Source organism: Fibrobacter sp. UWT2, from assembly GCF_900142545.1.
Lineage (GTDB): Bacteria > Fibrobacterota > Fibrobacteria > Fibrobacterales > Fibrobacteraceae > Fibrobacter.
Genome location: NZ_FRBF01000007.1, coordinates 25,920 through 50,416 on the forward strand (window position 1 = coordinate 25,920; position 24,497 = coordinate 50,416).

Here is a 24,497-nt window from a genome sequence, read left to right on the forward strand (position 1 = left end):
AGAAGACAAACCCTATATTTTCGTCTTTATGTCGGTTGTAGAAATTCCCTGTGTATAGGGAAAATATTCAATGGCAACACCGACCTTGGCAAAATCTTCTTCTGTCTTTCTATAGCGTTCGGTTCCTTTCCAATCATCACCAGAAAACAGAACGTCAAAGTGGAATCGATCCAGTGCGAGCATCTTGTCGTCTGTCACCTTAAAGTCGACCAGTTCGGCGCGATCCACACATTTAAGGGCATTCAGGATACGAACACGTTCATCCTCTTTAAATACGGGTTCCTTGTGCTTGATGTTATGAACATAATCGTCATCGCATACACCCACGATAAGGGTGTCACACATTGCCTTGCAGCGTTCAAGCAAATTCAAATGGCCTACATGGAACAGATCAAATACGCCGGCAGTATACCCTACTTTATATTTTTTCATCGATCGTTTCCTTTTTCAACAAGAAAGTTCTACCTAAATATAAGATTTACAGCCGATTCATAGTCCCGTTCGTTCAGTCAAAATTCAACAAATCGCCCTGTAAAATGAATATTCCCCCTTTTAACATCAGACCGGCCATTGAAGTCCTTATCATCTATCCACAAAGGCTTCTTGGTTGACGGACAATCCCTTATATATGTATATTCTTAATATTACCTATAATACGAATTATTGAGACTGACAATGACCAAAGTCATCACCTATGGGACATTCGATCTTCTGCACCAAGGGCACATCAACCTCCTCAAGCGAGCAAAAGCCCTGGGCGACTACTTGATTGTCGGAGTCACTAACGACAACTTTGACCGTGACCGAGGCAAGCTCAACGTAAGAAACAACGTCCTGGAACGAGTCGAGGCCGTCAAAGCGACGGGGCTTGCCGACCAGATTATCATCGAAGACTATGTCGGCCAAAAAATTGACGACATCCAAAAATACGACGTAGACATTTTCGCCATTGGCTCCGACTGGGAAGGCCTTTTTGATTACCTGAACGAGTTCTGCAAGGTAGTTTATCTGCCGCGCACCGAAGGCATCAGTTCTACCATGCTGCGCGACAATTCTCAGGAAATTGTAAAATTTGGCATTGTCGGCTGCGGCCGTGTCGCCCAGAGGTTCCCTTCGGAAGCCTCCATCGTAAGCGGAGTCAATGTCTGTGCCGCATTTGACACCGACGATTCCGCAAAAGACGCTTTTGTTCAAAAGTTCAACGACATAAAGCCTTGCAATAGCCTCGATGAACTATACAGCCTTGTAGACGCAGTATACATTGCAACGCCCCACCTTGCCCACTACGACAATATAAAGTCGGCCCTTATGGCCAAGAAACATGTCTTGTGCGAAACCCCTCTAGTTTTGAACGGAAACGAGGCGAAGGAACTCTACAAGTTGGCTGAATCCCAGAAAGTCATTCTGATGGAAGCCAACAAAACGGCCCACTGTCCCGCGTTCAACCATCTGATGGTTATTCTGAAATCGGGACTCATCGGAAAAATTGTCGATATCGACGCTTCCCTTTCGCAGCTACTCGACAAGAACGGCCGAGAATTCGACCCCAAGCAAGCAGGCGGAGCTATGTTTGAGCAAGGATCCTATCCGCTTCTGCCAATCTTGAAGCTGATGGGCATCGATTACAAGAACATCGTTTTTTATCCCGTAATGGACAACGGCGTCGACATTTTCACAAAGGGTGTCATCGAATACCCCGATGCAGCCTGTACCTTCAAGGTCGGACTTGGTGTCAAAACCGAGGGCGATTTGATTATTTCGGGAACAAAGGGCTACGCCTATGTTCCTGCCCCCTGGTGGAAAACAGACTATTTCGAGCTCCGCTACGAAAACCAGAACGACAACAAGAAATTCTTCTATAAATGGGACGGTTTTGGGCTTCGCTATGAAGTCCAGGAATTTACGAGTTGCATCTTCAACCACCGTTTTTCTTCTGCAAGGCTTCGCCGCAGAGAAAGCATCTGCATGGCAGAAATCATGCAAGCCTTCGCAGAACGTAGACCCCCCCTTTCAAATTAAGGACAACTTATTAGCTATATGAAAACCTACGCATTTCCAGGCATTATAAACCAAGAAATCCTTGACATAGGGGCTCAGCAAGTCCCCTACATGCGCACAGCCGAATTCGGAGAAATCAACAAGGATTCAGAGAAATTGTTGCTAGAAATGATCCACTGCACCGGTGGCAGGACCATCATTTTTACCGGTTCCGGTACCGGAGCCATGAGTGCCGTTGTTGAAAACTACGTCTCAACAAAGAAAAAAGCGTTCGTCATAGACGGCGGTTCTTTTGGGCACCGCTGGAGCCAGCTTTGCGATTACTATGGTTGCGACCATGTCGACATGAAGCTCAATTTCGGAAGCGACATCGACTACGCCAAAATGGAATCCATGATTGCAGAATCCAAGCCCGACGTATTCCTTTGCCAGCACCACGAGACATCCAGCGGGCAGCTCTACGACCTCAAAAAAATCTCCGACATCTGTCACGCACACAATGTGTCCATTGTAGTCGATATTATCAGTACGTTCCTCGCCGAAGAACTGAACATGGACGAGCTCGACTTGGACATTTGCATCACGTCAACGCAAAAAGGGCTAAATATTCCCCCTGGCCTTTCGATCCTGTTCTTCAACAAGAAATTGCTCTCTTACAATTTCGCCCACAAAGGCTATTACTGGGATTTTGAAGACAATTTCAAAAACCTGACTCGCGGTCAGACCCCCTTTAGCCCGGCAACAAGCATTTTCTTGCAACTGAACAAGCGACTGCACCAAATCAAGGAATACGGCCTTGAAAAAACTATCGCCGATGTCCAAGACAACGCCCGATACTTCCGCAAACTTGTTCAGGAAAAGGGTTGGAATATCCCCGCGCAGAACCCATCCTATGCCATTACCGGTTTTGATGTTCCTAAGAACGGCGACAAGGTTTTCCGTGAAATGATCGAAAAATACGACACGTTCATTATGCCCGGAAGTCGTCCCGGTTTTTTCAGAGTATCTCACATGGGCATCCAAAGCCATGAAGACCTTGACAATCTTGTAACGCAAATCGAAAAAATCGTAAACGGATAACAAGATGAAAGAGCTGACCCTGAAAGACGTGCAGAATGAATGTCTAAACATTCTTATTGAAGTCGACTCCTTTTGCAAGAAGAACGGCATTCAGTATTCCCTCGCCTACGGGACTCTGCTCGGTGCGATTCGCCACAAAGGATTTATTCCTTGGGACGACGACATCGATATTCTCATGACCCGTCCCAATTACGAAAAATTCAAACAGATCTACAAGCCGTCCAAGGGATTCGCCTTCGTCGAAGGCAAGGACAGCTACATCGCTCTACCTCGCGTTTGCGATACCGAACGGACGATCTTCAAGTCCACCCTTCCATGGGCTCCTGACGATAACCTCGGTGTTTGGATCGATATTTTCCCTATCGACGGCGTCGAAGACGACAGGAATCTGTTTAAAAAACGCATGATAAAAAATGCAGAGCTATACAAGAAGCAGCTTGCCGCACGCAGGTCCATTCCCAAGCTGTCGCTGAAAAAATCTTTTGTCCAGAATTTGAAGCTCATTTGCCGTAAGATAAAATACTGTAACCTGTCCCTTTCTAAAATCAACAACGCCATACTCCAGCAGTGCATGGAAAACCCTTTCGGGAGTACAAGCCATTGCAGCCAGCTCGTCTGCACCACGTCTCTTGACAAACAATACTACAGCAAGGCTATCTTTGACGATTACGTTGAAGTTGAATTTGAAGGCCGCCGTTTTTCCGCCGTTCGCGACTGGGATGCAGTCCTTAAACTAAATTACGGTTCGTACATGCAGCTCCCTCCTGTCGAAGACCAGGTACAACACAGCAGCGACCATACAAAATTTTTCTGGAAAGAATAATGAAATCTATTTCCATTGACGAAATGAAGTCCATGCAAAAGGACATCCTCAAAGATGTCCACGCATTTTGTCAAAACAACAACCTGCGCTACACACTCATTTTCGGTTCGCTGCTAGGAGCAATCCGCCATAAGGGCTACATTCCCTGGGATGACGACATAGACATCGCCATGCCCCGCCCCGATTACGAGAAATTTGTCAAGGAATACCGACATGAATACTTCCATGTCTACGATTATCGTACTGACAAAGACTATCACAACCCTTATGCGAAGGTTGCCGACACCCGAACGATTCTCGAAGAAGACATCGATATGAAAAACATCGGCATAAACATCGATGTGTTTCCTTTCGACTATATGTTCGACACTAAAGAAGAATGCGTATCCTTCATGAATTCGCTAAACCGAATCAAGCGACTATTCCGCATAAAGCTGGTAAAACCGAACAAGAAGAATTCCTGGTGGAAGCGCATCTTGATTCGTTGCGCAAAGATTTTCACCATTCCCGTTTCTATGAAACGGCTGACCGAAAAAGAATACCAAAAGATAGCGACGTTAACCCATAGCGACGCAAAGTTCGTAGGTTTGCCCATCGATCCAGAAATTGATGCCGCCTACAGGTCGATTTATCCTCGGAAAATGTTCGAGAACTTTGTAAAGCAGCCGTTTGACGAAGAAGAGTTCATGGTCACAGCCGATTACGACCAATGGCTCACGCAAATGTACGGAGATTACATGACTCCGCCCAAAGGGGCTCAACGCACGTCGCCACACGCCCTGAGCAAAATCTATTGGATTTAATTACAGAAGGAACATCATGGGAATTGCACATAAAATTTATAGCCTCCTTGGCGGTAAAAAGGGCTCTTTTCTGCAACAAAAATGGTCCAACTATTGCAAGAAAAAAGAACGCAAAAGACTGCAGAAGCTATTGCAAGAATACGGAATGGAAGCCTTGCAAGCATTCAAGGACGCTTGCACCGAATGTTCTAAGGATTATTGGCTTGAATTCGGCACGCTTTTGGGTGCCGTACGAGAAAAATCCTTCATCCGCCACGATTTCGATCTTGATGTAGGCATGCCTGCAGACGCATATACCGACGAATTCGAAAAAGTCCTGCTCTCCAAGGGATTTGTCAAAGATCATTTTTTCTACCTTGTAAATGTCAAAAGCAACGAAAAAACTCCATCAGAGCACGCCTTCTTCTACAAGGGCATTCCCTTTGACATTTTCCTCCGGTTTCATCAGGGAGATGCTTTCAAGACATACAGCTTCAATGTTGGCGAAGGATGCGCCATCTCGGTAACAAAAGAATACACATTCAGCGTCAAGGAACCCCTTTCGAAAGTCTTTATTAACGGACTTGAATTGAACGCTCCTGCAGATCCGACGGAAAATCTATCTACATACTATGGGGAAAATTTCATGACGCCGGACCCTAATTGCACCGAGAACAAAAGGAAAAACACCCATATCAAACGTTACAGCCCCGATGAATTTACGGGCATTCTAATTCGCTGTTCTAAGAATGTCCAATAAAGCAAACACACCATTTTGGGCTACAATCTGGAGCCTTTTAGAAAGGCTTTCTTCCCAGATTGTCAGCTTCTTTATCGGCATCGTCCTTGCTCGACTCCTATCGCCCACCGAATACGGCATTGTCGGGCTTACCACCATATTCATTTCTCTTTCCAACACCTTCGTTGACGCAGGCTTTGCCAACGGACTTATACGCAAGATAGATCGCTCCGAAAAGGATCTTTCTACAGCATTCTATTTTAACGTTGTCATAGGCCTGTTCGCTTATGCCATCCTATGGTTCTGTTCGCCCCTTATCGCAAACTTCTTCGACGAGCCCCTACTCATTCCGCTCGTAAAGATTATTGGCCTAAGCGTTTTCTTGAATTCCCTTTGCATTGTCCAGAACGCGATTCTCACAAGCCAACTGAACATAAGGCTACAGACCATCATTGGCTTTTGCGGTCAACTTCCTGCCGGTCTCATCGCCATTGCCTTGGCATATAACGGATGGGGCGTTTACGCTCTGGCCTTGCAAACCGTTCTCGCCGCGTTCATCAAGACCGTTCTCCTCTGGATTTTCGCAAAATGGCGTCCGCATGAAGGATTCAGCAAGGATTCCTTCCGCTACCTCTTTAATTTTGGTTCGAAGCTGCTTGGAGCGAACCTTATCGGCACCGTTTTCAACGAGATATACTCCGTTATTATCGGAAAGTTCTTCACGAAATCAGAACTAGGGCTTTTTTCCAAAGCCAATGGCTTGAGTTGCAACGTAAATTCCGTCAGTTCCGGCATCATCCAAAAAGTAGCGCTGCCTGTCCTAGCCAAATACCAAAACAGCATCAGCGATCTTCGCGACCATTTCCGCGAAGTCATGCGGCTTCTTTCGATGATCATATCCCCGCTTACAGCAATTTTGTGCTTTACCGGCAGAGACATCATTATCTTCCTCTGGACAGACAAATGGCTGCCGGCCGTCATTTTTTTCCAGGTCCTTGTCGCAGGAACCATGTGGAATCCCATTGGTCAGCTAAGCCTCAGCCTGCTCCAGGTGGTAAATAGAACAGGGCTTATCCTAAAACTCGAATTTCCCAAGAAATCCATTTACGTTGTCATCATTGCAATCGGGTTCCAATATGGCGTCATCGGTATCGCTGTAGCGCACTTTTTCATCAATCTGGTCGGATCGGCCATCAACCTCTATCCAACCAAAAAAATCTTGCAATACAGCTACATGTTGCAGATACTGGATTTGGTGAAGTACATGATTATAGCCTACCCCATTGCCTGGGCCGTCACAAGGATTTTCCAGACTGACATCCACCTGCTAAACATCATTTTGTCTACGGCAGTCTATGTTCCGGCTTACTGCCTTGTACTCTACTTGATCCGCGACGCAATCGCCCTGAAATATTTCAACAAGATTTTGGCAAAATTCAAGAAAAAGTAACCGTTACTCTTCGGTCTTTTCGGAGAATTCATGAGTCTTGATCAACATCATGCAAAGGATAAAGAAGTAGTTCAAATCCAAGCCAAGGAATGTCGATAAAGTGTAGCCGACAATGACAGCCATGGGCAAAGCCCAACGTCCCTTGCCCAATACCGGTTTGAGACTCTTGACCATGTACACAATGCAGACGGTATAGGCTATAGCGCCCAAAAGGCCAAAGTCAACCAACAACTGCAGCCATATACTTTCAGCACCCAGCAAGTCCGCATCCACCGCCTTGACAAAGGTCCATGTGTAGGCGTAACCGCTTCCCCAAATCGGCGAGTTCAAGAAGAAGGGAACAATCACAGCGAACTGCATCAAGCGCATATCCAGACTGCTGCCTGCCACCGCCGTATCCGAATGAATAAAAGAATCTATCAGCGTCAGCATCCAATCACCTAAAATAAAGATAGCGCCACCAATCAGGCCAATCTTGAAAAGCATGAATTTCCCTTCTTTCATCACGACATTCATGATCGGGAACAACAAAATAAACACAGCGGCAAACACGGAACGCGAACCTGTCAACCAAGGCATGACCAAACAAGCCACCATGAGCATCTGTATATAGGGGTTTTTGCTCTTGGTCATATCACGGAATTGGAACAGGAAATATCCAAAAGCTCCTAGAGCCAAGCCCATAGACATCGGGGTATTGTAGACACTCTGCAATCGTTTCAGGCCAAAACGGACTTCCGTATAATTCAGAACGTTCTCGTTGACAATCCTCATCGTTATGATTTTTTCCAATATGGGATTCTCGCCAAGAGCCAATTCCACCAGGGCATACACAATGCAGAATGCCATATAGATGGCAAAGCCGTACACGAGCACATTCAAATCACGTTTTTCTTCAAGAGCGCACCAAACCACAAACGGATAAACATAAACCGTATTCAAAATAAATATACAACTCGGCCAATGCGGTTCCCCCAAAAGGTTCGTCACCACATAAGATGCCAGGACACATAAACTAGGCACCCAAAAAGGATATGTACGGATTTTCGCTATAAAATTAGTCTTGATGGGCAACAAGACCGTCAGTCCCAAGCAGCAGAAATCGAGAATCGAAACATACTGTCCGTCAACCGCCGGGAACATATGAAGAAGCAACGCAAAAGGAGCCAACAGCAAAGCCGCCAGGCGATAATTCAACAGGGCTAAAACCCAGAAAGCTCCTATCAAGTAATAAATCATTGTTTCTTCTGCCCCCCCTTCATGTTCAATGCCCAATAAACGCCCTGGAACAGGCGACGGATACCGAACACCATTTTATAGGGTAACCCTTTAGCGATGCAATATAGGAAAATCTTGTCCTTCTTCCGAACAACCGATTTTTCACGCAAGCCAAACTGATAACGACAAATATCTTCTACCAGCGAAGGAATTTTCGACTTCAGGGCAGGATCTTTTCCCTTTTCGACTTTCGCGAGGAAATTGAAACTACTCACCGCAAGCCTTGCTACAGCGACATCTTCAAGCAAAAAAGCTTTTGCCGCCACAGCATTCTTTCTCAATTCGTCAATCAAGGTAAACTGAGACAGATTCACGGCAGAATTGACAATGCTTCCCTGACGTTGGCGATAATGGTAAGAACATTTCCCTGTCAGGGCGCAACGTTCTATCTTGGTAAAAATATTTCGGGCCACGGGAATATCTTCGAATGCCTGGGTCGGATACTTCAAATCCGGAATCAAGTCCTTGCGATACAACTTATTCCAAGCCCATGCCGTCAACTTGCCATTAAAGAAATTGCGACGGACATCGGAGGCGTCCCAGCAGGAGCATTCAGCGGCAAACGTTTCGTATTCAGTAGGCCAGCCACATTCCCAATCCACAAAGACATTGCAAACAGCAACGGGAGCTTTATACTGCAGGCAGGATTCCAGAAGTTCCTGGAACATGTCCGGTTCGCACCAGTCATCGCTATCGACAAAACCGATATAGTCACCCGTGGCAACAACAAGGCCCGCATTGCGGGCATCACCAAGGCCGCCGTTCTTCTTATGGATGACTTTGATTCTTGAATCCTTTGTCGCCCACAAGTCGCACATTTCGGCGCAACGGTCCGGAGAACCATCGTCGACTAGAATAATTTCCAAGTTTCGGTAAGTCTGCTGGACAATACTTTCAACGCATTGATCCAAATAGGTTTCCACCTTATAGACCGGAATAACGACTGAAATCAGAGGCAAATCCTGAGTCATCGGCATTAACCATAAACAGACATCATCTGTTCCAAGTAATCGTCCTTGGAAAAATGCTGACGGAGAGGTTTCACGTCAAAGGAATAGTCTCCGGAAAACATCTTGCGGATTTTCGCTTCAAGATCTTCGGCGTTACCCATCTCAAAAAGTTCGCCGGTCTTTCCCGGTTCGATCAGTTCGGGAATTCCGCCGATGTTTGCACCCAGCACGGGAGTTCCGAGGCAAAGCGGTTCAATTACCGAGAACGGGTTGTTTTCGTACCATTCGCTGGGCACCACGCTGAACTTTGACTTGAGCAGCACGGATTTGCAAGTTTCCCAGTCGCTGTGTCCCATAAACCTAATCTGCTTTGCCGATGCGTATTTCGCCTTGAGTTCGTCCTCGAGCGGACCCGTACCGAGCACATAGAGAGTCGCCTCAATTTTCGACGCCACGCGCAGCAGGGTTTCGGCACCCTTTTCGTTGGAGAGACGTCCCACGAAGCAGTAGGAATTTTCGCGTTCCACCGGCCCATGTGCAAATTTCGATTCATCAACAAAATTATGGAGAGCAACCAGCTTCGAAGCATCGAAACCGCCCTGTTCCATTTTCTGTTTCATGAAATGGCTCGGGCAAATAAACTTGTCCACGCAACGTTCCAGACGTTCGCGGTTCCACGCCACGGCTTCTTTCTCGGCAATCTTGCTTGCAAGCCAGTTGTTCTTGAGGCATTTTTTCGCGGTGCAGTTCCGCTTGTCGCCACCGACGCAGTCTTCACAGATTTTACCGTTGCAGAGGCACGTATAGGCGGGGCAAACCAGCTTGTAGTCGTGCAGAGTCCACACCACCTTGATGCCGCGCGAGTGAGCAATTTCGGCCATTACAGGCGAAAGTTGCGTATGGATGTTGTTCAGGTGCAGCACGTCGGGCTTAAATTTATCGAGCAGCGCGGTAAATTTCTTTACGGTTTCTGCATCGCCAAACGGACGCTTGAACGCCTTGAGAAAAGCGACTGGTTTCTTCGGAGAAAAGGCGACCTCGCTCGGCCAGTAGCTTTTCCATTCGCTGTCCTGGTTTTCGGGATAGTCCATCGCAAAGAAAGCGACCTCGTGCCCCGATGCCTTGAGCAGGTTTTCCAGTTCTATAGAATAAACGCAATCACCACCGCGACGGTAGTAGAACTTGTTTGCAAGCAGAATTCGCATCGTGCGCTCACTACCTTTCGATTCTCAGGTCGCCCTGACGCGGATCCTGGCCGACATCAAATGTCGGGAACTTGGAGCAATCGATTTCCTTGCCGAACAGGCTCTTGAGTTTCGCCGTGAGCACCCACGGGGCCACGTGCGCAATGTACTTTTTCATCACCGGAGCGGCAGTACCCACCATCCAGCAATTCTTGGGGCAGGTACGCACTTTTTCGCGCACCTTCTGCGCCTGTTCGCTGAACCAGATTTCCTCGAAATTCTTCGCATTATGGATGTTGCCCATGCTTTCTTGCCAGTAGCGCGGTTCAAGACCGTTGCAGGGGTATACTTCGCCCCACGGGTCGGTAAAGAAGTTCACGGAACCCGCCTCGCAAGGGAGCATTCGCTTGCCGCCCTGGATGTACTTGATGAGGCCCAGGTTGAAGAAAGCGCGGAACCAAGACTTCGGGTGATTTTCCTTGAGGAGGCGGTTCACCAGCTTGCCGATATTGTCGCAGAGTTCTTCCTTGTTACTGATCTGGTTGTCTTCCTTGTGGAAGTAGTAGCTGTTATGGAAGGCGGCCGTCGCGAATTCGAAATTCATCGAAAGGGCAAGTTCGTAAAGCGGAATCAAGTCGTTGCTGTTCCAGTTGCTGAGCGTCTGGCCAAAGCCGATATCCTTTACGCCCATTTCATGCAGGGTCTTGAGCGTCTTCATGCCGCGTTCAAAGCCGTCGTCGCGGCCGCGCAAGAAGTTATTCGTGCCTTCGAGGCCTTCGATACTCACGCGGATGCCGATATTCGGGAAACGTTCGGCAAGTTTGATGACGCGGTCCACCCACCAACCACTCGTACTAATCACGATGCGCGGAGCCTTGGTGTAAAGGACTTCGACAATATCTTCCAGGTCCTGGCGGATAAACGGTTCACCACCGGTCACATTCGCAAACTTGAGCTGCGGCAGGATTTCCAAATCCTTCGCCTGGACTTCTTCACTTTTCTTGGTCGGATTTTTCCAGATGTTGCACATCTTGCAACGCATCTGACAACGATAAGTCGTAATCACCGACACGTCCGTCGGCATCTGAATCTTAGAATTACAATGACTACAATTCGAGCAAGACATAAAACCTCAGCAAGCCTCCATTTCTACCCAAAAACAACCTCTATAATAATAGCAATTTAAGTCTGCCCGCCGACACCACGGCCTTGCTTTTCGCCAGCTTTCAACAGGACTTTCAGGGGGACCGGTAAATAAAAAATAGCGACACTCGCGACAAATGCGTCCCCCCGTTCATTGGAACTGATACTTCCGGGCGAACGCACAGGTTTCCCGATTCGAACACCAAGCCGCCCATAAAGCGCCGTTCTACATTCCTAAAATCGGGCAGGTTCTTCGCTCCCGCAAACACGCCTATTTCTTTCAGCGGAAAAGTCTGCGCATAAGCCTGGTACCCGACCAAGCCCTTCAAAGAACTGTCGTAAAAAGGCATCAGCGTTCCTCCTACCTGCAAGTAGCGGTAATGCTGCCAAAGGACATCCAGACGAGCCCCCATATCGTAATAGTCTCGGTCATAGCGCATCCCTGCATACAGGGCGTAGTTTCCCACAAATCCCTCCCCTAAATTCCAGCGGTAATAAGGCAACACGCGTACATACTGTTTTTCGGTTCCCTGAGTAAAAACCGAATTTTCGACTGCAATTCCAAAACGCGCCGCATACTCCATTCCCGCAAATACATAACGGTTATTCCGCATACCCATCAGGTAAGAGAACGATTCTTTTGCAAACAAATTCACAGTGCAAAGCAGCAAAGCAAGCAAGATTACCTTTCTCATAAGGCCCTCTGTATTTGGCGAGACAAGATTTCATAGCCTTCATCATTCGGATGCAGCCCATCCTTAAACAGATCCTCGCGAATTTCGAAATCGTCATCCAGGAATAAATCAAACACATCGATAAACTGGCTACCAGGAATTTCTTTTTTTAGGGCATCGCGAAGCAGGCCATTTTGAATTTCGATGTTTTCGTTTACAGAAGGATCTTCGTCCCCCATGAAATTCCTCGGCAAAACGGACAGGACGATTAGCGGGTCCGCCCCAATTCGTTTTGCATTCTTGATAAACCTGTCCTTGTAATCTTCACGCAAAAATTCAATGTCTTTAGTCGTTGTTTTCCAGTAGCCTATATCATTGGTTCCGATTAGAAGGACTGTCGTACGTCCTTTGCAATCGGACACATTCCAAGCATCCATCTGTTTCAGCCCCGCACCGCTAACCGCGTGCTTATGGACAATGTAATTGGGGAAATAGTATTCAACATCCCACAAGTACGTAATGGAATCCCCCACAAAGCACAGCTCATCTTCGCCTTTTTCAAAGGCACAGTCACTAAACACGATCGCCAAAAGAAATGACAGCAAGAGCCGTTTCATCTCAAGAAAAATCCGTTATCGATGAATGCCACGGAAGATTGTTTTCTTGACGGCAAAGGAAAACGCAATGGCCCCCGCCAAAGTCAGTACCAAGCAAACTAGGAATCGCGCAATTCCCGAAGAAATGGGTTCCAAAACATGAGCTTTTTCAATGGCCCTGAAGAACATCATGTGACACAGATACACTTCCATCGAGACTCCGCTCAAAAAGGCAACATACTTGTTTCTCATCAGGGTCCATTTGGCCGGACGTAAGCTGTCTGCAATGGCAAAGATAATCCACGAAACGAACACGAGCATCTTAAATACAAAAAGATCCTTTCCCAGAATAAAAAACAGGGCCGTGGTCAAAACCGCAATCGCAAGCGCCCACAGAACAGGAATCTTCTTGATTTTGTCAATATAAAGATAAATGATGCCACCACTAACAAACATGGGCATGCAGAACAGAATACTCCACTTGCTCACGGACCGCACGACTAATTCGGGCCTCGAGAAATACGACGACGCAAAATACATCATCGCAATCGACAAGGCAAGAACAAACCACGCCCTTTTCTTGTTATCCATCAGGAATACGAAAAAGGGAAATATTGCATAGAAAACAAAAATCAGTCCGAGGAACCACCCCACCCCAATCACATGGATGTCCGGATTCGGCAAAAAGCCAAAAAAGAGCGTCAAGTCCGCAAAGGCCTCGATAAGAGATTCCTTTGAAAAGCCCAAGGCAACATCAATCAGAACCATCAATGCAAAGAAAGGCCATATCCGAAGGTAACGCCTCTTATAAAAAGTATTTAAATCAACTTGACGGTCTTTGAATTTTTGATAATAGGCGCAGCACATCGAAAACGCACTGAGCATCATGAACAGGAAAACATATTCCGACCCAAATGGGAGAAACTTCTGGAAGAAGAAATTTTCAGGCAAGTTCAAGTCCGCGTTCGAAAGAACGTGACAAATGACGACTCCAATTACGGCAAAAGCCCTTAAGCAATCAAGCGAATCAAACCGATTCATAACCAGAAGTCAGCCTACTTCTTCCTGACGAGACTCTTGTACAGCTCCATCGTCTGGTCAGCTATCTTGTCCCAATCGTAATGATATTCGACAATATGCTTGAAATCCCTCTGCACGGGAGTTTCCATAAAGAGCGTCATCTTTTCGGCAAGTTCATCTACATCGCCCAGTTCATAGAAGCACTCTTCAGGGAGCGGGACTTCCATATTCGCCGGGATATCGCTCGCGACCACGTTTCTGTTGTAGCCAAGAGCCTCGAGCAATGCAATCGGAAGACCTTCGTGGTAACTCGGGATTACAAACAACGATGCGTTTTCAAATATCACCTGAAGTTCTTCGCCATGGATATAGCCAGGGAGAATCGCTCCCACTTCAGCCGCAGCGGCCTTCATCTCGTTTGCGTATTCAGACTTGAAATCAGCCGTACCAGCAATGACAAGTTTGACATCAACCAGGCAAGCCTTCTTGTAGGCGGCAATCAAGTCGTGGAAACCTTTTTCCTTAACGAAACGGCCCAACGCAAAGATGTAACGCTTGCCTTCAAGCCCATACTTGCCAAGCCACTTCTTAGTCTTGTCTTCAGGCAAAGCAGGCAACAAAGTAACGCCATTGTTAATGCGGACAGTCGTCTTGCAGTGGAACTTCTTCTTGAGCCACTCTTCCAACAAATCCGAAATAACGATCACGCGATTAGAGAATTTCGTTCCCACGAATTCACTAATTCTAAGGATAGCCTTTGCAAACCAGCCCCATTTAGCGCGGTTGTAGTCCTGGCCATGATGGGTATAGACCACCTTCAAGCCGGCAAGCCTAAATATAGGGGCAACAAAGGACGGGCCAATCGCATGCAAATGGACAATGTCCGGTTTCCATGCCAAAACCTTATAAAGGCACCTAAACGTGTGGACGAATGTTTCCAGCCCCGCAATCTTGGGAGCATAAACAGGAACAACCTGCACACGCTTATATCTGTAAGGCGTCTTTTGAGGAGTGTAGGCCTTTCTCGCAAATATGACGACCATGGCCCCACGGTCCACAATTCGCGGATACAATTCCTGACAATGGGTTTCAATACCACCCATAATATCAGGAATACCGCGTGTACCTAAAACAGCAATTTTCAAGGTGACTTACTCCGCCTTCCCCTTACCAATACTGGACACTTCGAAACCGATCTTACGGAGGGCGTCTGCATCCAGGATATTACGGCCGTCAAACACGAAGGCAGGCTTGGCCATACCCTTGTAAATGCGGTTCCAATCCAGTTCAGCAAAGCACTTCCATTCGGTGCAAACCACCACGGCGTGTGCGCCTTCGGCAGCCTTGTACGGATCTTCTTCAAACTGGACCTGGTCGATTACGTCCTTCAGATCACGCTTGGCATCAGGAATAGCCTTCGGGTCGGTAACGACCGGCAGTGCATGTTCGGCGAGCAAATCACGGACCACCAAATTTGCAGGGCTTTCACGAGTATCGCCGGTGTTTGCCTTGAAGGCGAAACCGAACACGGCAATCTTCTTGCTTGCAATGGTATTGAACATGGTCTCGAGCATGCGGTCCACCACGCGGTGGGTCTGCCATTCATTAATCTTAACCACCGATTCCCAGTAGGCGGCCACTTCGGGGAGTCCATAGTAGCCACACAGGTACACGAGGTTCAAAATATCTTTCTTGAAGCAGGAACCGCCAAAGCCGATAGAGGCCTTGAGGAACTTGGGACCGATACGGCGGTCCTTGCCCATCACGTAGGCAACTTCGTCCACGTCGGCGCCGGTCTTTTCGCAGAGGGCGCTAATCGAGTTAATAGAGCTGATACGCTGGGCCAAGAAGGCGTTAGCGGTCAGCTTCGTGAGTTCAGAGCTCCAAAGATTCGTCGTCAGAATGCGGTCGCGGGGCACCCAGTGGGCATAGACGTCTACCAACTTCTGGCAGGCGGCAAGGCCCGATTCCGTCTGGTGGCTACCGATCAGCACGCGGTCCGGTTCAAACAGGTCGTTAATGGCGGTACCTTCGGCCAAGAATTCCGGGTTGGAAAGCACTTCGAAGTGCAGGCCCTTGTCGTTGGAGTTCAGGATTCGTTCCATGGCGGCAGCGGTACGCACCGGAAGCGTGGACTTTTCCACGATAATCTTGCCTTCGTCGGCAATTTCCAGAATATTGCGGGCGGTCTTTTCCCAATACTGCAGGTCAGAAGCCTTGCCGGCGCCGTGGCCGAACGTCTTGGTCGGAGTATTCACAGAAACGAAGATAATGTCCGCTTCCTTGATGGCAGCCGGGATATCGGTGCTAAAGAAGAGGTTACGGCCGCGGGCACGCTTCACTACGTCATCCAGGCCGGGTTCGAAAATCGGGAGATTGTCGCTATTCCAGGCGTCGATTCGGGCCTGGTTGATATCGACCACAGTCACTTTTACATCAGGGCACTTGTCGGCGATAACAGTCATAGTGGGGCCACCGACATAGCCCGCGCCAATGCAAAGAATCTTGGTATTGTAACTCATAATGTGCCCAAATTTAAAAAAATACCGCCTTTCTGACCTTGATTATAACTAAAGAAAGCGCTATTGGGTATATCCGTAAGCGATATGGAACAACTTTCCGTTCACGGGGCGTTCGCAGTGGTACACTATGTAAATTTGAGTTAAAAAAGCTCACTTGAAAACGGCGGTGAGCGATTCAATTTCGCCAGGGACAACCGTACGGGTCGTCTCCATCACACCGTCGCTCCATCCGGACCAAACGCTGCCGGCATTAGCCGCTGCAGTGACCGTCACGGGGAACCCTTCAAAGAAATTGATGGTCATGGGACTAGCATCCAGCTTCAAGCCGTGAACCAGAATGGCACCCGAGCCGTTTACAGACAACGTTACGGGAGCCGCATGCCCAAGGCCAAAGAATTCCTGCAGTTCGCTGTAAATGACGCCGGGGCGTTCTTCCGCAAAGTCCTTGATGTCATTCAACTGCTTCGTCATTCTTGATGCACTCAAGTTCCAACGTTTTTGGTCGCGAGGAATCTCCGATTCGATTTCAGACATCATTTTGTCGATTCGCCCCAACACCCGGGAACTTTCAAAATTCATTTTCAGCAAGGCAGCCATTCGATTGATAAACGCAGCCTTGAAGCCGTCGTTTTCCAACAATCGACGGAGCAAAAGCGTGAATTCGGGGCCATTGGGCCAAGAAGGCCCATCTTCGGCAGTCGCAAACTCAAAAATGTTGTTCGTGTATTCGCTATAGGAATTCCCGTATCCGAAATCAAGATCGTACAAGAACCATTTCCATTTCGTTTGAGGACTCGTACCACGCCATTTTTTCAGGTTGTTGCCAGGCCAATCGCGATTGTTGGCAAATATTTCGGTATGCATGTAATTGATAAAGTTGTCCACGTCGATTTGCGATTCCACATAAGCAAAATTTTCTTCGCTTGCAAGGGTGCGATCTTCAAGCCAGTCCATCAAGGCCACATAATCTGTTGCAGAACCCGCAGAGACAGAATTGTCCGCCTTCAGCAAGTCAATTTTTTCAGGATCGAGGCCATAATGCGTCTCGAAGTAGTATTCCGTCGAACGTTCGCGGATGCTATGGATGCCGTAGTATTCGCCATTGTAATACACCACCGCAAAACGGCCGCGCTGATAATCCACGCCCAGTCCCTCACTCACCGAGCTGGCGAGCCTGTCGCGAATGTAATCGTTTCCAAAATTGCTGCCGTTATTGCGAAGCAAAAACACCTTGAACTTGTTCAGCTCCGGAAATTCAGGGAACAAGGCATACTTTAAACGACTGTCACCATACTTTTCACGGAATGTAATCGCCACCGATTTCTTGTCGTTTTGGCGACTGTAATTTCCAAAAATTTTCAGTCCCGCACGTTTTGCAAATGCAGGCGCATTCACGCCCGGTTCCATAAATTCCACCGTAACGGGGACTTCTTTATCGAGCCAGTAATTTGCACCATAATGCGGTTCCTTGCTCTGCGCAAAATTGCCTTCCATGTAGATTCCCGAATCCGGATCAAATAAGGAATTCGGATCCGCCGTCAAGAACACCGCCGGTACAGCAGGCGCACTTTCGAACACATAAGTGCGATTTGTTTCTTCGCCGGCGAGCGCCCCCGCCACAAAAGAAGCGCAGCGAATCGTCATTGTCGATTCAACCGTCAACGCCGTTGCGACAGCGGATTCTGCTGTAGGTGCAATGCCACCCGTTTCACAACGAACCGCCGCATTTTCCGGGAACGAAATCGCAAAGGGCTTATCGTAAAAACCAGAGGGAGGAATTTCCGTCAAAGTATCGAGCGCAGGCGATCGCGACGGCACCACCGATTGCGTTACAAGGCCATAAGGCGAAGCCTCGCCGAATCCAAAGCCAGGCGTACCATCCAGAAGCGTTCCATAATTCCACGTTTTCCCCACAGGCATTTCAGGATACGCCACCGAATCCACTATGGCCGTATCGGCATTCACCAAATACAAGCGACCGCCAGATTTGTTCAGCTTGAATGATGCATGCGGTTCATGCCCACGATTGCGGGCGATGTAGCTGAAAACTTTGACCGTCACTTCTTGAGACTCGTTCGCCTCCGGGCTCATTCGGGTACCGTAAATATTTTGAAGGTCCGGAAAAGTTGTTCCCGTTGGCAAAGACGCGCGGTACACCGTCGAAGAATCGCCTGTTCCCGTAAATACGATCTCGTAACCTTTCCAGTCATCAATATCGGGTTGCGTTAGCCTAAAAGACACCTTGCGGTCCTTGGTAATGTAGGCCCGCATCAAGATTTCATTCGTTGCCGAAATATCAAGCACGTCTTCCTTGTCCGAATTTCCCGTGCCTACAAAAACGGCAATAGACGACCAGCCCAATTCCTTGTTTTCGCCAAGCTTCATCACGGAGCCAAAACGACGTTCGCTTTCTTCCTTGAAGCAATTCTTTTTCTGGCCGGGCAAGGGATCCGCATAACTATAACCCGGCGGATCGCTTTGAGAATCCGTCCATGTCCAACAACCCGGTCCAATCATATTTAACGAATCATGTGGCAACACGTTATCCGGATAATTCTTGCCCGACATGAATACGACTAAAAATGAACTCGGCGCCAGTTTCGCATTTCCGAACTTCCACTTGAAAGGTTCCGTCAACCGATCCGTCAGATACATTCCGGACAAGTCTACGGTATCGGCAGAGGTATTGAACAATTCAATCCAACCCGCATCGTCACCTTCGTGATCTTCATAGACGATATTGATAGGGTCCACTTCGGTAAGCATAACCGCACCGCCGACAAACGGAAGCGTCTTTTGGGAATCCGCCTTCGAAGTATCCTGAGGGACTTCTTCTTCGGAAATTTGCTCTACCTTCGTAGATTGGCCATTCGAATCGGAACAAGCCAAAACACCTACCAGCGACAAGGCGGCAAACAGAGTCGCATAAACTCTACGAAATGTCAAAACATCCCCACACATCAAGGGTAATATATATTATTAATTCAAATTTCCGTTCTTAATTCTGAACTTTTTTACGGCGAGGACGGCGCACAATGAACAAACTGGCGCCAATCAACACCAACGTCACCGAAATGGCCTTCCCTACAGGGAATGCTTCCGAGAACACCAAGGCTCCGGCAAGAGTCGGCACCGCCGCACCCACGGCCGCACTGAACGGAATAATGAACAAGGCGCGACCACGAGAGAACGAGACCTGCGAATACAGGAACGCAATGCTGTAGGTAGCAATGTAGCCGAGGGTTCTGAAATCCATCAGGAGGCTCGCCACTGAAGAAAGCTCGATATGGTCCAAGTCAAAATCCATGGCAAGACTCTTGTAGAATGCGGCGGAAAGGCCAAAACCCACGCCCATAATCAAGGAGTCAACCATTTCACGGTCCTTGACCCACAAGTGCGCCACCAGCGTTACAGCACTCAGTCCGCCGGCATACGCCCAAAGCATGCCGATGTTTTGCACCGCAGTTGATTCGCCCAGGTTTTCAACGGAGTACAAAAGACCCGCCACCACAAAGCAAATCGCAATCACGATGCGCTTGGTCAAAGCTTCTTTCAAAATGCAAAAGCCCATCAGTGCCGTCAGCACCGGATTCAAGACCATCATAGGCTGCACCTGGCTCAAGTCATAACGGGCCATGGCAATGTAGTAGCCGAGCGTTGCAAGGCCCGAGCAGCAAATTCCAAGCCACCAGAACTTATTGGTAATAACGCCCTTAAAGAATTCCCACGGACGGGACGTTCCGCCGGTACGCTTGCCTACCGTTGAAACGCCCGATTTTTCGAGAATGTTTCCGCAGGCAAAGAGAAACGCCGGCCCGATTGTCAACAGCAAGAAAAGCATCTATTAAAGTCCGTCGTAGATTTCCTGGTAAATCCAGTAGTTGCCCATGACGCGCTTTACATAGTCGCGGGTTTCCCAATAACTAATATCTTCGGCACGGATATCCCAAGTCTTGCCCTCACCCGCAGCCTGCCAGCGCTTAGTGGGCTTGGGGCCGGCATTGTAGTTTCCCAGCACATACATGTAGTCATCGCTGTATTCGGCCTTCAAGTCGACCAAGTAGCGAATACCCAGGCGAATGTTCATGTAGGCGTTAAACAGCTGACGCGGTTCGAAATTCGGAATGCTTTCCTTTTCGGCAAGCATCTTGCCCGTTGCAGGCATAATCTGCAAAAGTCCGCAAGCACCTGCCGGCGACATGATTTCAAAGTTGAAAATCGATTCCTGACGCATCACGCTATACACAAAGAACGGATCAATGCGTTCGCCGGAATGGAACTTCACCTGGTCCATGTACGGAATCGGGAACAGATAATGCAACACATCGATGGGAGGTGCCATCAGGCGGCGGCGATCGATATTGTTCTGGAACTGACGAGCGAGGCGATACCCGGCAGCGGTTTCGCCCATTTCGTAGAAGAGTTTGCCATATTCGTACAAGAAATCCAGACGTTTCGCGTTCTTCTTGCGGGCTTCGTCGTAAAGGGCGAAAGCCTGATCGCTAAAGCCGTACTGGAACAGTGTGCGAATGCGGTTGTAACGTTCCGGGTTGTAAGTCGTATCGGGCTTGCCCACTTTCTGCGAGGCACGCACCCAAGCAAGCGTCTGTTCCGGAGCCATACGCACGCCATGTGCATACGGAACATCCTTTTCAGCCATCAGCTTGTATTCCACCAGCTTCATGCGGCTGCGGTGAGCATAGTAAGCAAGCGGGAAGTCGCGAATACAATCGAGGTAAGCTTCACGGGCCAGGGAATCCTTTCCGACCTTCATGTAGGCATCGCCCAAGAACATACGGGCGCCACTTCCGCTCCACAAGAACGGTTCCTTAGTCGCATCGATCAACGCCGGAATAGCTTCATTCCACTTTTCCTGTTTAAAGTACACAAAACCGATACGGAACTTGGCCCACTGGCGCTTGACATTATTCTTAAAACGCTTGTGCGAAAGAGTCTTGTAGCAGACAATGGCGCTATCGTACTGTTCCTTCTGTTCGTATTCAAAGCCCTTCACCCACAAGTTATTGGCATTTTCCTTACTGAACTGGTTTGCATCTTGCAAGGCGGCATCCATCTTGCGGATTTCTTTTTCGTAGCGACCTGCATTGTTACGGTACAGGCGCAAAATAGACTGCATCCACAAGGCGCGCGGTTCTACGGAATCCAGCAGGAACTTGAACTGCTTAATGGATTCGTCTTCGCGCTTCAATGTACGCAAGGTCACCGCACGCTTTTCCCACAGCATAATGCGAGTCGCCATATCCAACGAACTCGGCGGAAGCTTTTTCTGCAAGGAATCTTCCGGCGGCGGGAGCGCCGCTTCCGGCGAAAGGGAAACCAGCATGGAATCCAGAATGTTGATGGAATCCAACAGCGTCAGGCATTCATTGGCATTATCCTTGGCGCAAGCCATCTTGGCGTAGGCCACCTTTTCTTCAAGCGTTTCAGGGGCGCCACGCACCTTGCGAAGTCTGCGGATAGCGGCAAAGGCAGAATCCTTGTACACCGATGCACTGGTCAGCAACTTCAAGTACATGCGCTTTGCCTCTTTCATCTGCTTGAACTGTTCCAGGTACTGGGCGTAGCGATAGCGGAGTGCTGCGGCATCGTCAGACTTCGGGTACTTTTCCACAAAGACCCTCAAAGAGTCCGCATGGGCACGGTCGCTAAGCGTCGTGTCCGCCATGGCAGCTTCAATTCTAAGTCTAGAGGCCACCCTGTCAAAAGAAGCGTCCTGATCCAGATTCTTATACAGTCCCAGCACCACGCGCATATTCTTGTAATCGCGCAACTTGAACAAGCACTTGGCCATTCGCAAAATCACGGAGCCATCCAACTGGGCATCGCGACCGCGCAGAGAATCGTATGCAAAGTAGGCGCTATCCCATTGTTCCCTGTAAAAGAACTGAGCCGCACGGGCAAAGTCACGCACGTTCTTGGGTTGAGACTGGTCTTCGCTCAAAGCCTTCAGACGATCGTAACGCACCACCACATCCTGGAACTGCGAAGGAGGAACCTGTTCCAAAGCCTCGTATGGATTAGGGGGCGTAAACGGCATCGATGCAATCAAGCTATCCGTCGCCTGCATCGGAAGCGGCCCCGGTTGAGCAGAATCCTTCACCTGCGCAAAAACCCCTGCGCAGAACACAACCACCAATACAATTAATTTTCTCATTTCTTATTCTTGATTTTTATTTCTTGCTGCTATCAACCTGGCCCACAAAGCTCGATATTCCCAAGTCACGAATTGTCTGGGCGTACTTGTTGTGCATAAAGGTATTCACGCTGTCGGCATCATCCATCTGCAACACCGTCAGTGCGGAGTCGCGCACATCTTCGAAGTTAATCGAACGGATGATTTTCTTAGTAGACATCACGCTCCAAGGCGTCATCGAAAGTTCGTCGACACCAAGGCCCACCAGCAACAACACACTCAATGGGTCCGCACTCATTTCACCGCAAACCGCCACGGGGATACCCTCGCGGTGTGCAGCCTGAACCGTCTGGTAAATCATGCTGAGCACAGCCGGGTGATGAGGCTGGAACATATCCGTAATCAATTCGTTGGTACGGTCCACGGCAAGCGTAAATTGCACCAGGTCGTTCGTACCAATGCTAAAGAAATCCACTTCCTTGGCCAGCTTGTCCACAATCATCACAGCAGCAGGCACTTCAATCATCACGCCGATTTTCACCTTCGCGACTTTCTTGCCGGCCGCTTCCAGTTCCTTACGGCACTTGACAATGCAAGCCTTTGCACGACGGAATTCCGTCATGCTAGAAATCATAGGCAGCAAAAGACGCAAGTTTTCTTTAGTGTTGGCCAACAACAGAGCCTTGAGCTGCGTGCAGAAAATATCTTCGCGGTCCAAGCACACGCGAATGGAGCGCCACCCCATGAACGGGTTCGATTCATTCACCGCCGTAATACCACTCACCAACTTGTCGCCACCGGCATCCAAGGTACGGATGGTCACCGGGCACGGGTGCATGGTTTCAAGAATGTAGCGGTAAGCATCGCGCTGTTCATCTTGCGTCGGAGCTTCATTGCGCAAGAACAAAAATTCAGAACGGTATAGACCGATACCCGTCGCACCGAAGTCGGTCACCTTTTCCGATTCCGACGGGAGTTCAATATTGGCGTGCAAAGTAATGTACTTGCCATCGCGGGTCATCGGTTCCAGCTGGCGCATCGTGAACAATTCACGGCGTTGCCTTTCAAAGATTTCCTGACGCTTGTAGAAATCCTTGATGTCTTCCTGGTTCGGGTTGATTACAACCTGACCACTCGAGCCATCAATAATGACCGTATCGCCCACTTTGACGAGGGCTGCAAAATTTCTCAAACCAGACACCAACGGTATCTGGAGCGAACGGGCCAAGATAGCCACGTGGCTCGTGCGGCCACCGGTATCCATGGCAAGCCCCGCCACCTGGCCGGGCTTAATGGACATCAACAGACTGGGCAACAGTTCGTGGCCAACCAGCACGACACCTTCTTCGGTAGCTACATCCTCGAGCACCGGTCCGGAGTCTTCCATGGCCGCCATCAAGCGGTTGTACACGTCCCTCAAGTCGGCCGCCTTGTCGCGCATGGCCGGCGAATCGATCTGTTCAAACTTGTCAATGAAGGCGCCAAGAACCACATGCACCGCCCAGCGGGCATTCTTGCGGTCCTTGCGGATTTTATCGAGTACCCCGTTGATCAGAGTGGGGTCCTGCAAAATCATCAAATGAGTCGCAAAGATGAGGCTGTCCTTCATCCCTGTGCGACCTTCGGAAATTTCCTTGATCTGCGAAACTTCCTTCGTCGTCTTATGAACCGCTTTCAAGAAAAGCTGTTCTTCGTCTGCTAGACGGCTTTCGGGGAGCGTTTCTTCTACCACCGAAATCTTCCGGTTCGTTACCGGAAAAACGCACCCCATGGCAAAGCCCGGGGATGCAGGAACGCCCTTTAAGACCGTTCGGGTCAGTTCCGGCTTCTTAGCAGGGTTCTTCGTTGAAGTGGTCATTAAACAGACTTTCCAACTGCGAAGCGACCTGTTCCTCGTCTTCGCCATCGATTTCGAACTTGACTTCGGACCCTGCAGGAATAGCAAGCATCATCACGTTCAAGATGCTCTTGGCGTTAGCCTTGGAGCCTTCGAACACAATGAATATGTCACTCTTGGCCTGGCCGGTAATGTCCACTATCATCCCGGCAGGTCTAGCGTGTATCCCTAACTTGTTGGTTACCACCAATGTTTTTTCGATCATTG

Annotated in this window: 21 protein-coding genes; 6 read left to right on the top strand and 15 right to left on the bottom strand. The window is 48.7% G+C overall.

All coding sequences use genetic code 11. From position 1 onward, the window contains the following. Positions 1-12: 12 nt before the first annotated feature. Positions 13-432, bottom strand: a complete 420-nt coding sequence (locus BUA40_RS06390; protein WP_072799701.1) for an FAD synthase family protein — start codon at positions 430-432, stop codon at positions 13-15. A 243-nt stretch (positions 433-675) separates the two neighbouring features. Between BUA40_RS06390 and BUA40_RS06395 the strand changes: the two genes are divergently transcribed. From BUA40_RS06395 to BUA40_RS06420, 6 genes are read left to right on the top strand one after another with little or no spacing between them, the layout of a single operon-like run. Then, on the top strand, positions 676-2,019 hold the full coding sequence (locus tag BUA40_RS06395) for a Gfo/Idh/MocA family oxidoreductase (RefSeq protein WP_072799703.1): 1,344 nt from the start codon (positions 676-678) through the stop codon (positions 2,017-2,019). An 18-nt stretch (positions 2,020-2,037) separates the two neighbouring features. Then, positions 2,038-3,078 carry a pyridoxal-phosphate-dependent aminotransferase family protein gene (locus BUA40_RS06400; RefSeq protein ID WP_072799705.1) on the top strand — a complete coding sequence of 347 codons (1,041 nt, stop codon included), beginning with the start codon at positions 2,038-2,040 and terminating at the stop codon, positions 3,076-3,078. 4 nt (positions 3,079-3,082) lie between these two features. Beyond that, positions 3,083-3,901, top strand: coding sequence for a LicD family protein (locus tag BUA40_RS06405; protein ID WP_072799707.1), 819 nt, complete (start codon positions 3,083-3,085; stop codon positions 3,899-3,901). Continuing rightward, entirely contained in the window at positions 3,901-4,704 is an 804-nt protein-coding gene (locus tag BUA40_RS06410) for a LicD family protein (RefSeq protein WP_072799710.1), read from the top strand. The genes BUA40_RS06405 and BUA40_RS06410 overlap by 1 nt, the downstream gene beginning before the upstream one ends. A gap of 16 nt (positions 4,705-4,720) precedes the next feature. Beyond that, positions 4,721-5,443: a LicD family protein gene (locus BUA40_RS06415; protein ID WP_072799712.1), complete on the top strand. Its 723-nt coding sequence runs from the start codon at positions 4,721-4,723 to the stop codon at positions 5,441-5,443. After that, positions 5,433-6,872 (top strand): lipopolysaccharide biosynthesis protein, encoded by a 1,440-nt coding sequence (locus BUA40_RS06420; RefSeq protein ID WP_072799714.1) that lies wholly within the window; start codon positions 5,433-5,435, stop codon positions 6,870-6,872. The genes BUA40_RS06415 and BUA40_RS06420 overlap by 11 nt, the downstream gene beginning before the upstream one ends. Positions 6,873-6,875: 3 nt before the next feature. Here the strand turns inward: BUA40_RS06420 and BUA40_RS06425 are convergent, their stop codons facing one another. From BUA40_RS06425 to BUA40_RS06490, 14 genes are all read right to left on the bottom strand, one after another. Beyond that, a complete protein-coding gene (locus BUA40_RS06425; RefSeq protein WP_072799717.1) occupies positions 6,876-8,111 on the bottom strand; it encodes an O-antigen ligase family protein in 1,236 nt (411 codons plus the stop codon). Next, entirely contained in the window at positions 8,108-9,127 is a 1,020-nt protein-coding gene (locus BUA40_RS06430; protein ID WP_072799719.1) for a glycosyltransferase family 2 protein, read from the bottom strand. The genes BUA40_RS06425 and BUA40_RS06430 overlap by 4 nt, the downstream gene beginning before the upstream one ends. Continuing rightward, the gene (locus BUA40_RS06435; RefSeq protein WP_072799721.1) at positions 9,127-10,305 is read right to left on the bottom strand and encodes a glycosyltransferase; all 1,179 of its coding nucleotides are present in this window, start codon (positions 10,303-10,305) and stop codon (positions 9,127-9,129) included. The genes BUA40_RS06430 and BUA40_RS06435 overlap by 1 nt, the downstream gene beginning before the upstream one ends. A 10-nt stretch (positions 10,306-10,315) precedes the next feature. Continuing rightward, entirely contained in the window at positions 10,316-11,410 is a 1,095-nt protein-coding gene (locus tag BUA40_RS06440; RefSeq protein ID WP_218588184.1) for a radical SAM protein, read from the bottom strand. 112 nt (positions 11,411-11,522) lie between these two features. Further along, positions 11,523-12,122, bottom strand: coding sequence for a hypothetical protein (locus BUA40_RS06445; protein WP_072799726.1), 600 nt, complete (start codon positions 12,120-12,122; stop codon positions 11,523-11,525). After that, a complete protein-coding gene (locus BUA40_RS06450) occupies positions 12,119-12,718 on the bottom strand; it encodes an SGNH/GDSL hydrolase family protein (RefSeq protein ID WP_072799728.1) in 600 nt (199 codons plus the stop codon). The genes BUA40_RS06445 and BUA40_RS06450 overlap by 4 nt, the downstream gene beginning before the upstream one ends. Before the next feature lie 15 nt (positions 12,719-12,733). After that, the gene (locus BUA40_RS06455; RefSeq protein ID WP_072799731.1) at positions 12,734-13,738 is read right to left on the bottom strand and encodes an acyltransferase family protein; all 1,005 of its coding nucleotides are present in this window, start codon (positions 13,736-13,738) and stop codon (positions 12,734-12,736) included. Positions 13,739-13,752: 14 nt separating this feature from the next. Further along, entirely contained in the window at positions 13,753-14,862 is a 1,110-nt protein-coding gene (locus BUA40_RS06460) for a glycosyltransferase family 4 protein (RefSeq protein WP_072799734.1), read from the bottom strand. Positions 14,863-14,868: 6 nt separating this feature from the next. Then, positions 14,869-16,239, bottom strand: coding sequence for a nucleotide sugar dehydrogenase (locus tag BUA40_RS06465; RefSeq protein ID WP_072799736.1), 1,371 nt, complete (start codon positions 16,237-16,239; stop codon positions 14,869-14,871). Positions 16,240-16,389: 150 nt separating this feature from the next. Further along, positions 16,390-19,185 (bottom strand): CotH kinase family protein, encoded by a 2,796-nt coding sequence (locus BUA40_RS06470; RefSeq protein WP_255369232.1) that lies wholly within the window; start codon positions 19,183-19,185, stop codon positions 16,390-16,392. A 52-nt stretch (positions 19,186-19,237) separates the two neighbouring features. After that, positions 19,238-20,080 (bottom strand): EamA family transporter, encoded by an 843-nt coding sequence (locus BUA40_RS06475; protein WP_072799741.1) that lies wholly within the window; start codon positions 20,078-20,080, stop codon positions 19,238-19,240. 3 nt (positions 20,081-20,083) lie between these two features. Continuing rightward, a complete protein-coding gene (locus BUA40_RS06480; protein ID WP_255369233.1) occupies positions 20,084-22,414 on the bottom strand; it encodes a lytic transglycosylase domain-containing protein in 2,331 nt (776 codons plus the stop codon). Between the two features lie 16 nt (positions 22,415-22,430). After that, positions 22,431-24,251: a phosphoenolpyruvate--protein phosphotransferase gene (ptsP, locus tag BUA40_RS06485; RefSeq protein WP_072799746.1), complete on the bottom strand. Its 1,821-nt coding sequence runs from the start codon at positions 24,249-24,251 to the stop codon at positions 22,431-22,433. Then, a complete protein-coding gene (locus BUA40_RS06490; protein WP_072799748.1) occupies positions 24,223-24,495 on the bottom strand; it encodes an HPr family phosphocarrier protein in 273 nt (90 codons plus the stop codon). The genes ptsP and BUA40_RS06490 overlap by 29 nt, the downstream gene beginning before the upstream one ends. Positions 24,496-24,497: the final 2 nt, after the last annotated feature.

Excerpts from the sequence above, each read along its gene's own strand:
- BUA40_RS06450 (WP_072799728.1), bottom strand. The coding sequence starts at position 12,718 with ATGAAACGGCTCTTGCTGTCATTTCTTTTGGCGATCGTGTTTAGTGAC.
- BUA40_RS06430 (WP_072799719.1), bottom strand. The coding sequence starts at position 9,127 with ATGCCGATGACTCAGGATTTGCCTCTGATTTCAGTCGTTATTCCGGTC.
- ptsP (WP_072799746.1), bottom strand. The coding sequence starts at position 24,251 with ATGACCACTTCAACGAAGAACCCTGCTAAGAAGCCGGAACTGACCCGA.
- BUA40_RS06400 (WP_072799705.1), top strand. The coding sequence starts at position 2,038 with ATGAAAACCTACGCATTTCCAGGCATTATAAACCAAGAAATCCTTGAC.
- BUA40_RS06425 (WP_072799717.1), bottom strand. The coding sequence starts at position 8,111 with ATGATTTATTACTTGATAGGAGCTTTCTGGGTTTTAGCCCTGTTGAAT.
- BUA40_RS06445 (WP_072799726.1), bottom strand. The coding sequence starts at position 12,122 with ATGAGAAAGGTAATCTTGCTTGCTTTGCTGCTTTGCACTGTGAATTTG.
- BUA40_RS06415 (WP_072799712.1), top strand. The coding sequence starts at position 4,721 with ATGGGAATTGCACATAAAATTTATAGCCTCCTTGGCGGTAAAAAGGGC.
- BUA40_RS06475 (WP_072799741.1), bottom strand. The coding sequence starts at position 20,080 with ATGCTTTTCTTGCTGTTGACAATCGGGCCGGCGTTTCTCTTTGCCTGC.
- BUA40_RS06395 (WP_072799703.1), top strand. The coding sequence starts at position 676 with ATGACCAAAGTCATCACCTATGGGACATTCGATCTTCTGCACCAAGGG.
- BUA40_RS06455 (WP_072799731.1), bottom strand. The coding sequence starts at position 13,738 with ATGAATCGGTTTGATTCGCTTGATTGCTTAAGGGCTTTTGCCGTAATT.
- BUA40_RS06390 (WP_072799701.1), bottom strand. The coding sequence starts at position 432 with ATGAAAAAATATAAAGTAGGGTATACTGCCGGCGTATTTGATCTGTTC.
- BUA40_RS06405 (WP_072799707.1), top strand. The coding sequence starts at position 3,083 with ATGAAAGAGCTGACCCTGAAAGACGTGCAGAATGAATGTCTAAACATT.
- BUA40_RS06465 (WP_072799736.1), bottom strand. The coding sequence starts at position 16,239 with ATGAGTTACAATACCAAGATTCTTTGCATTGGCGCGGGCTATGTCGGT.
- BUA40_RS06420 (WP_072799714.1), top strand. The coding sequence starts at position 5,433 with ATGTCCAATAAAGCAAACACACCATTTTGGGCTACAATCTGGAGCCTT.
- BUA40_RS06435 (WP_072799721.1), bottom strand. The coding sequence starts at position 10,305 with ATGCGAATTCTGCTTGCAAACAAGTTCTACTACCGTCGCGGTGGTGAT.
- BUA40_RS06410 (WP_072799710.1), top strand. The coding sequence starts at position 3,901 with ATGAAATCTATTTCCATTGACGAAATGAAGTCCATGCAAAAGGACATC.
- BUA40_RS06490 (WP_072799748.1), bottom strand. The coding sequence starts at position 24,495 with ATGATCGAAAAAACATTGGTGGTAACCAACAAGTTAGGGATACACGCT.
- BUA40_RS06440 (WP_218588184.1), bottom strand. The coding sequence starts at position 11,410 with ATGTCTTGCTCGAATTGTAGTCATTGTAATTCTAAGATTCAGATGCCG.
- BUA40_RS06480 (WP_255369233.1), bottom strand. The coding sequence starts at position 22,414 with ATGAGAAAATTAATTGTATTGGTGGTTGTGTTCTGCGCAGGGGTTTTT.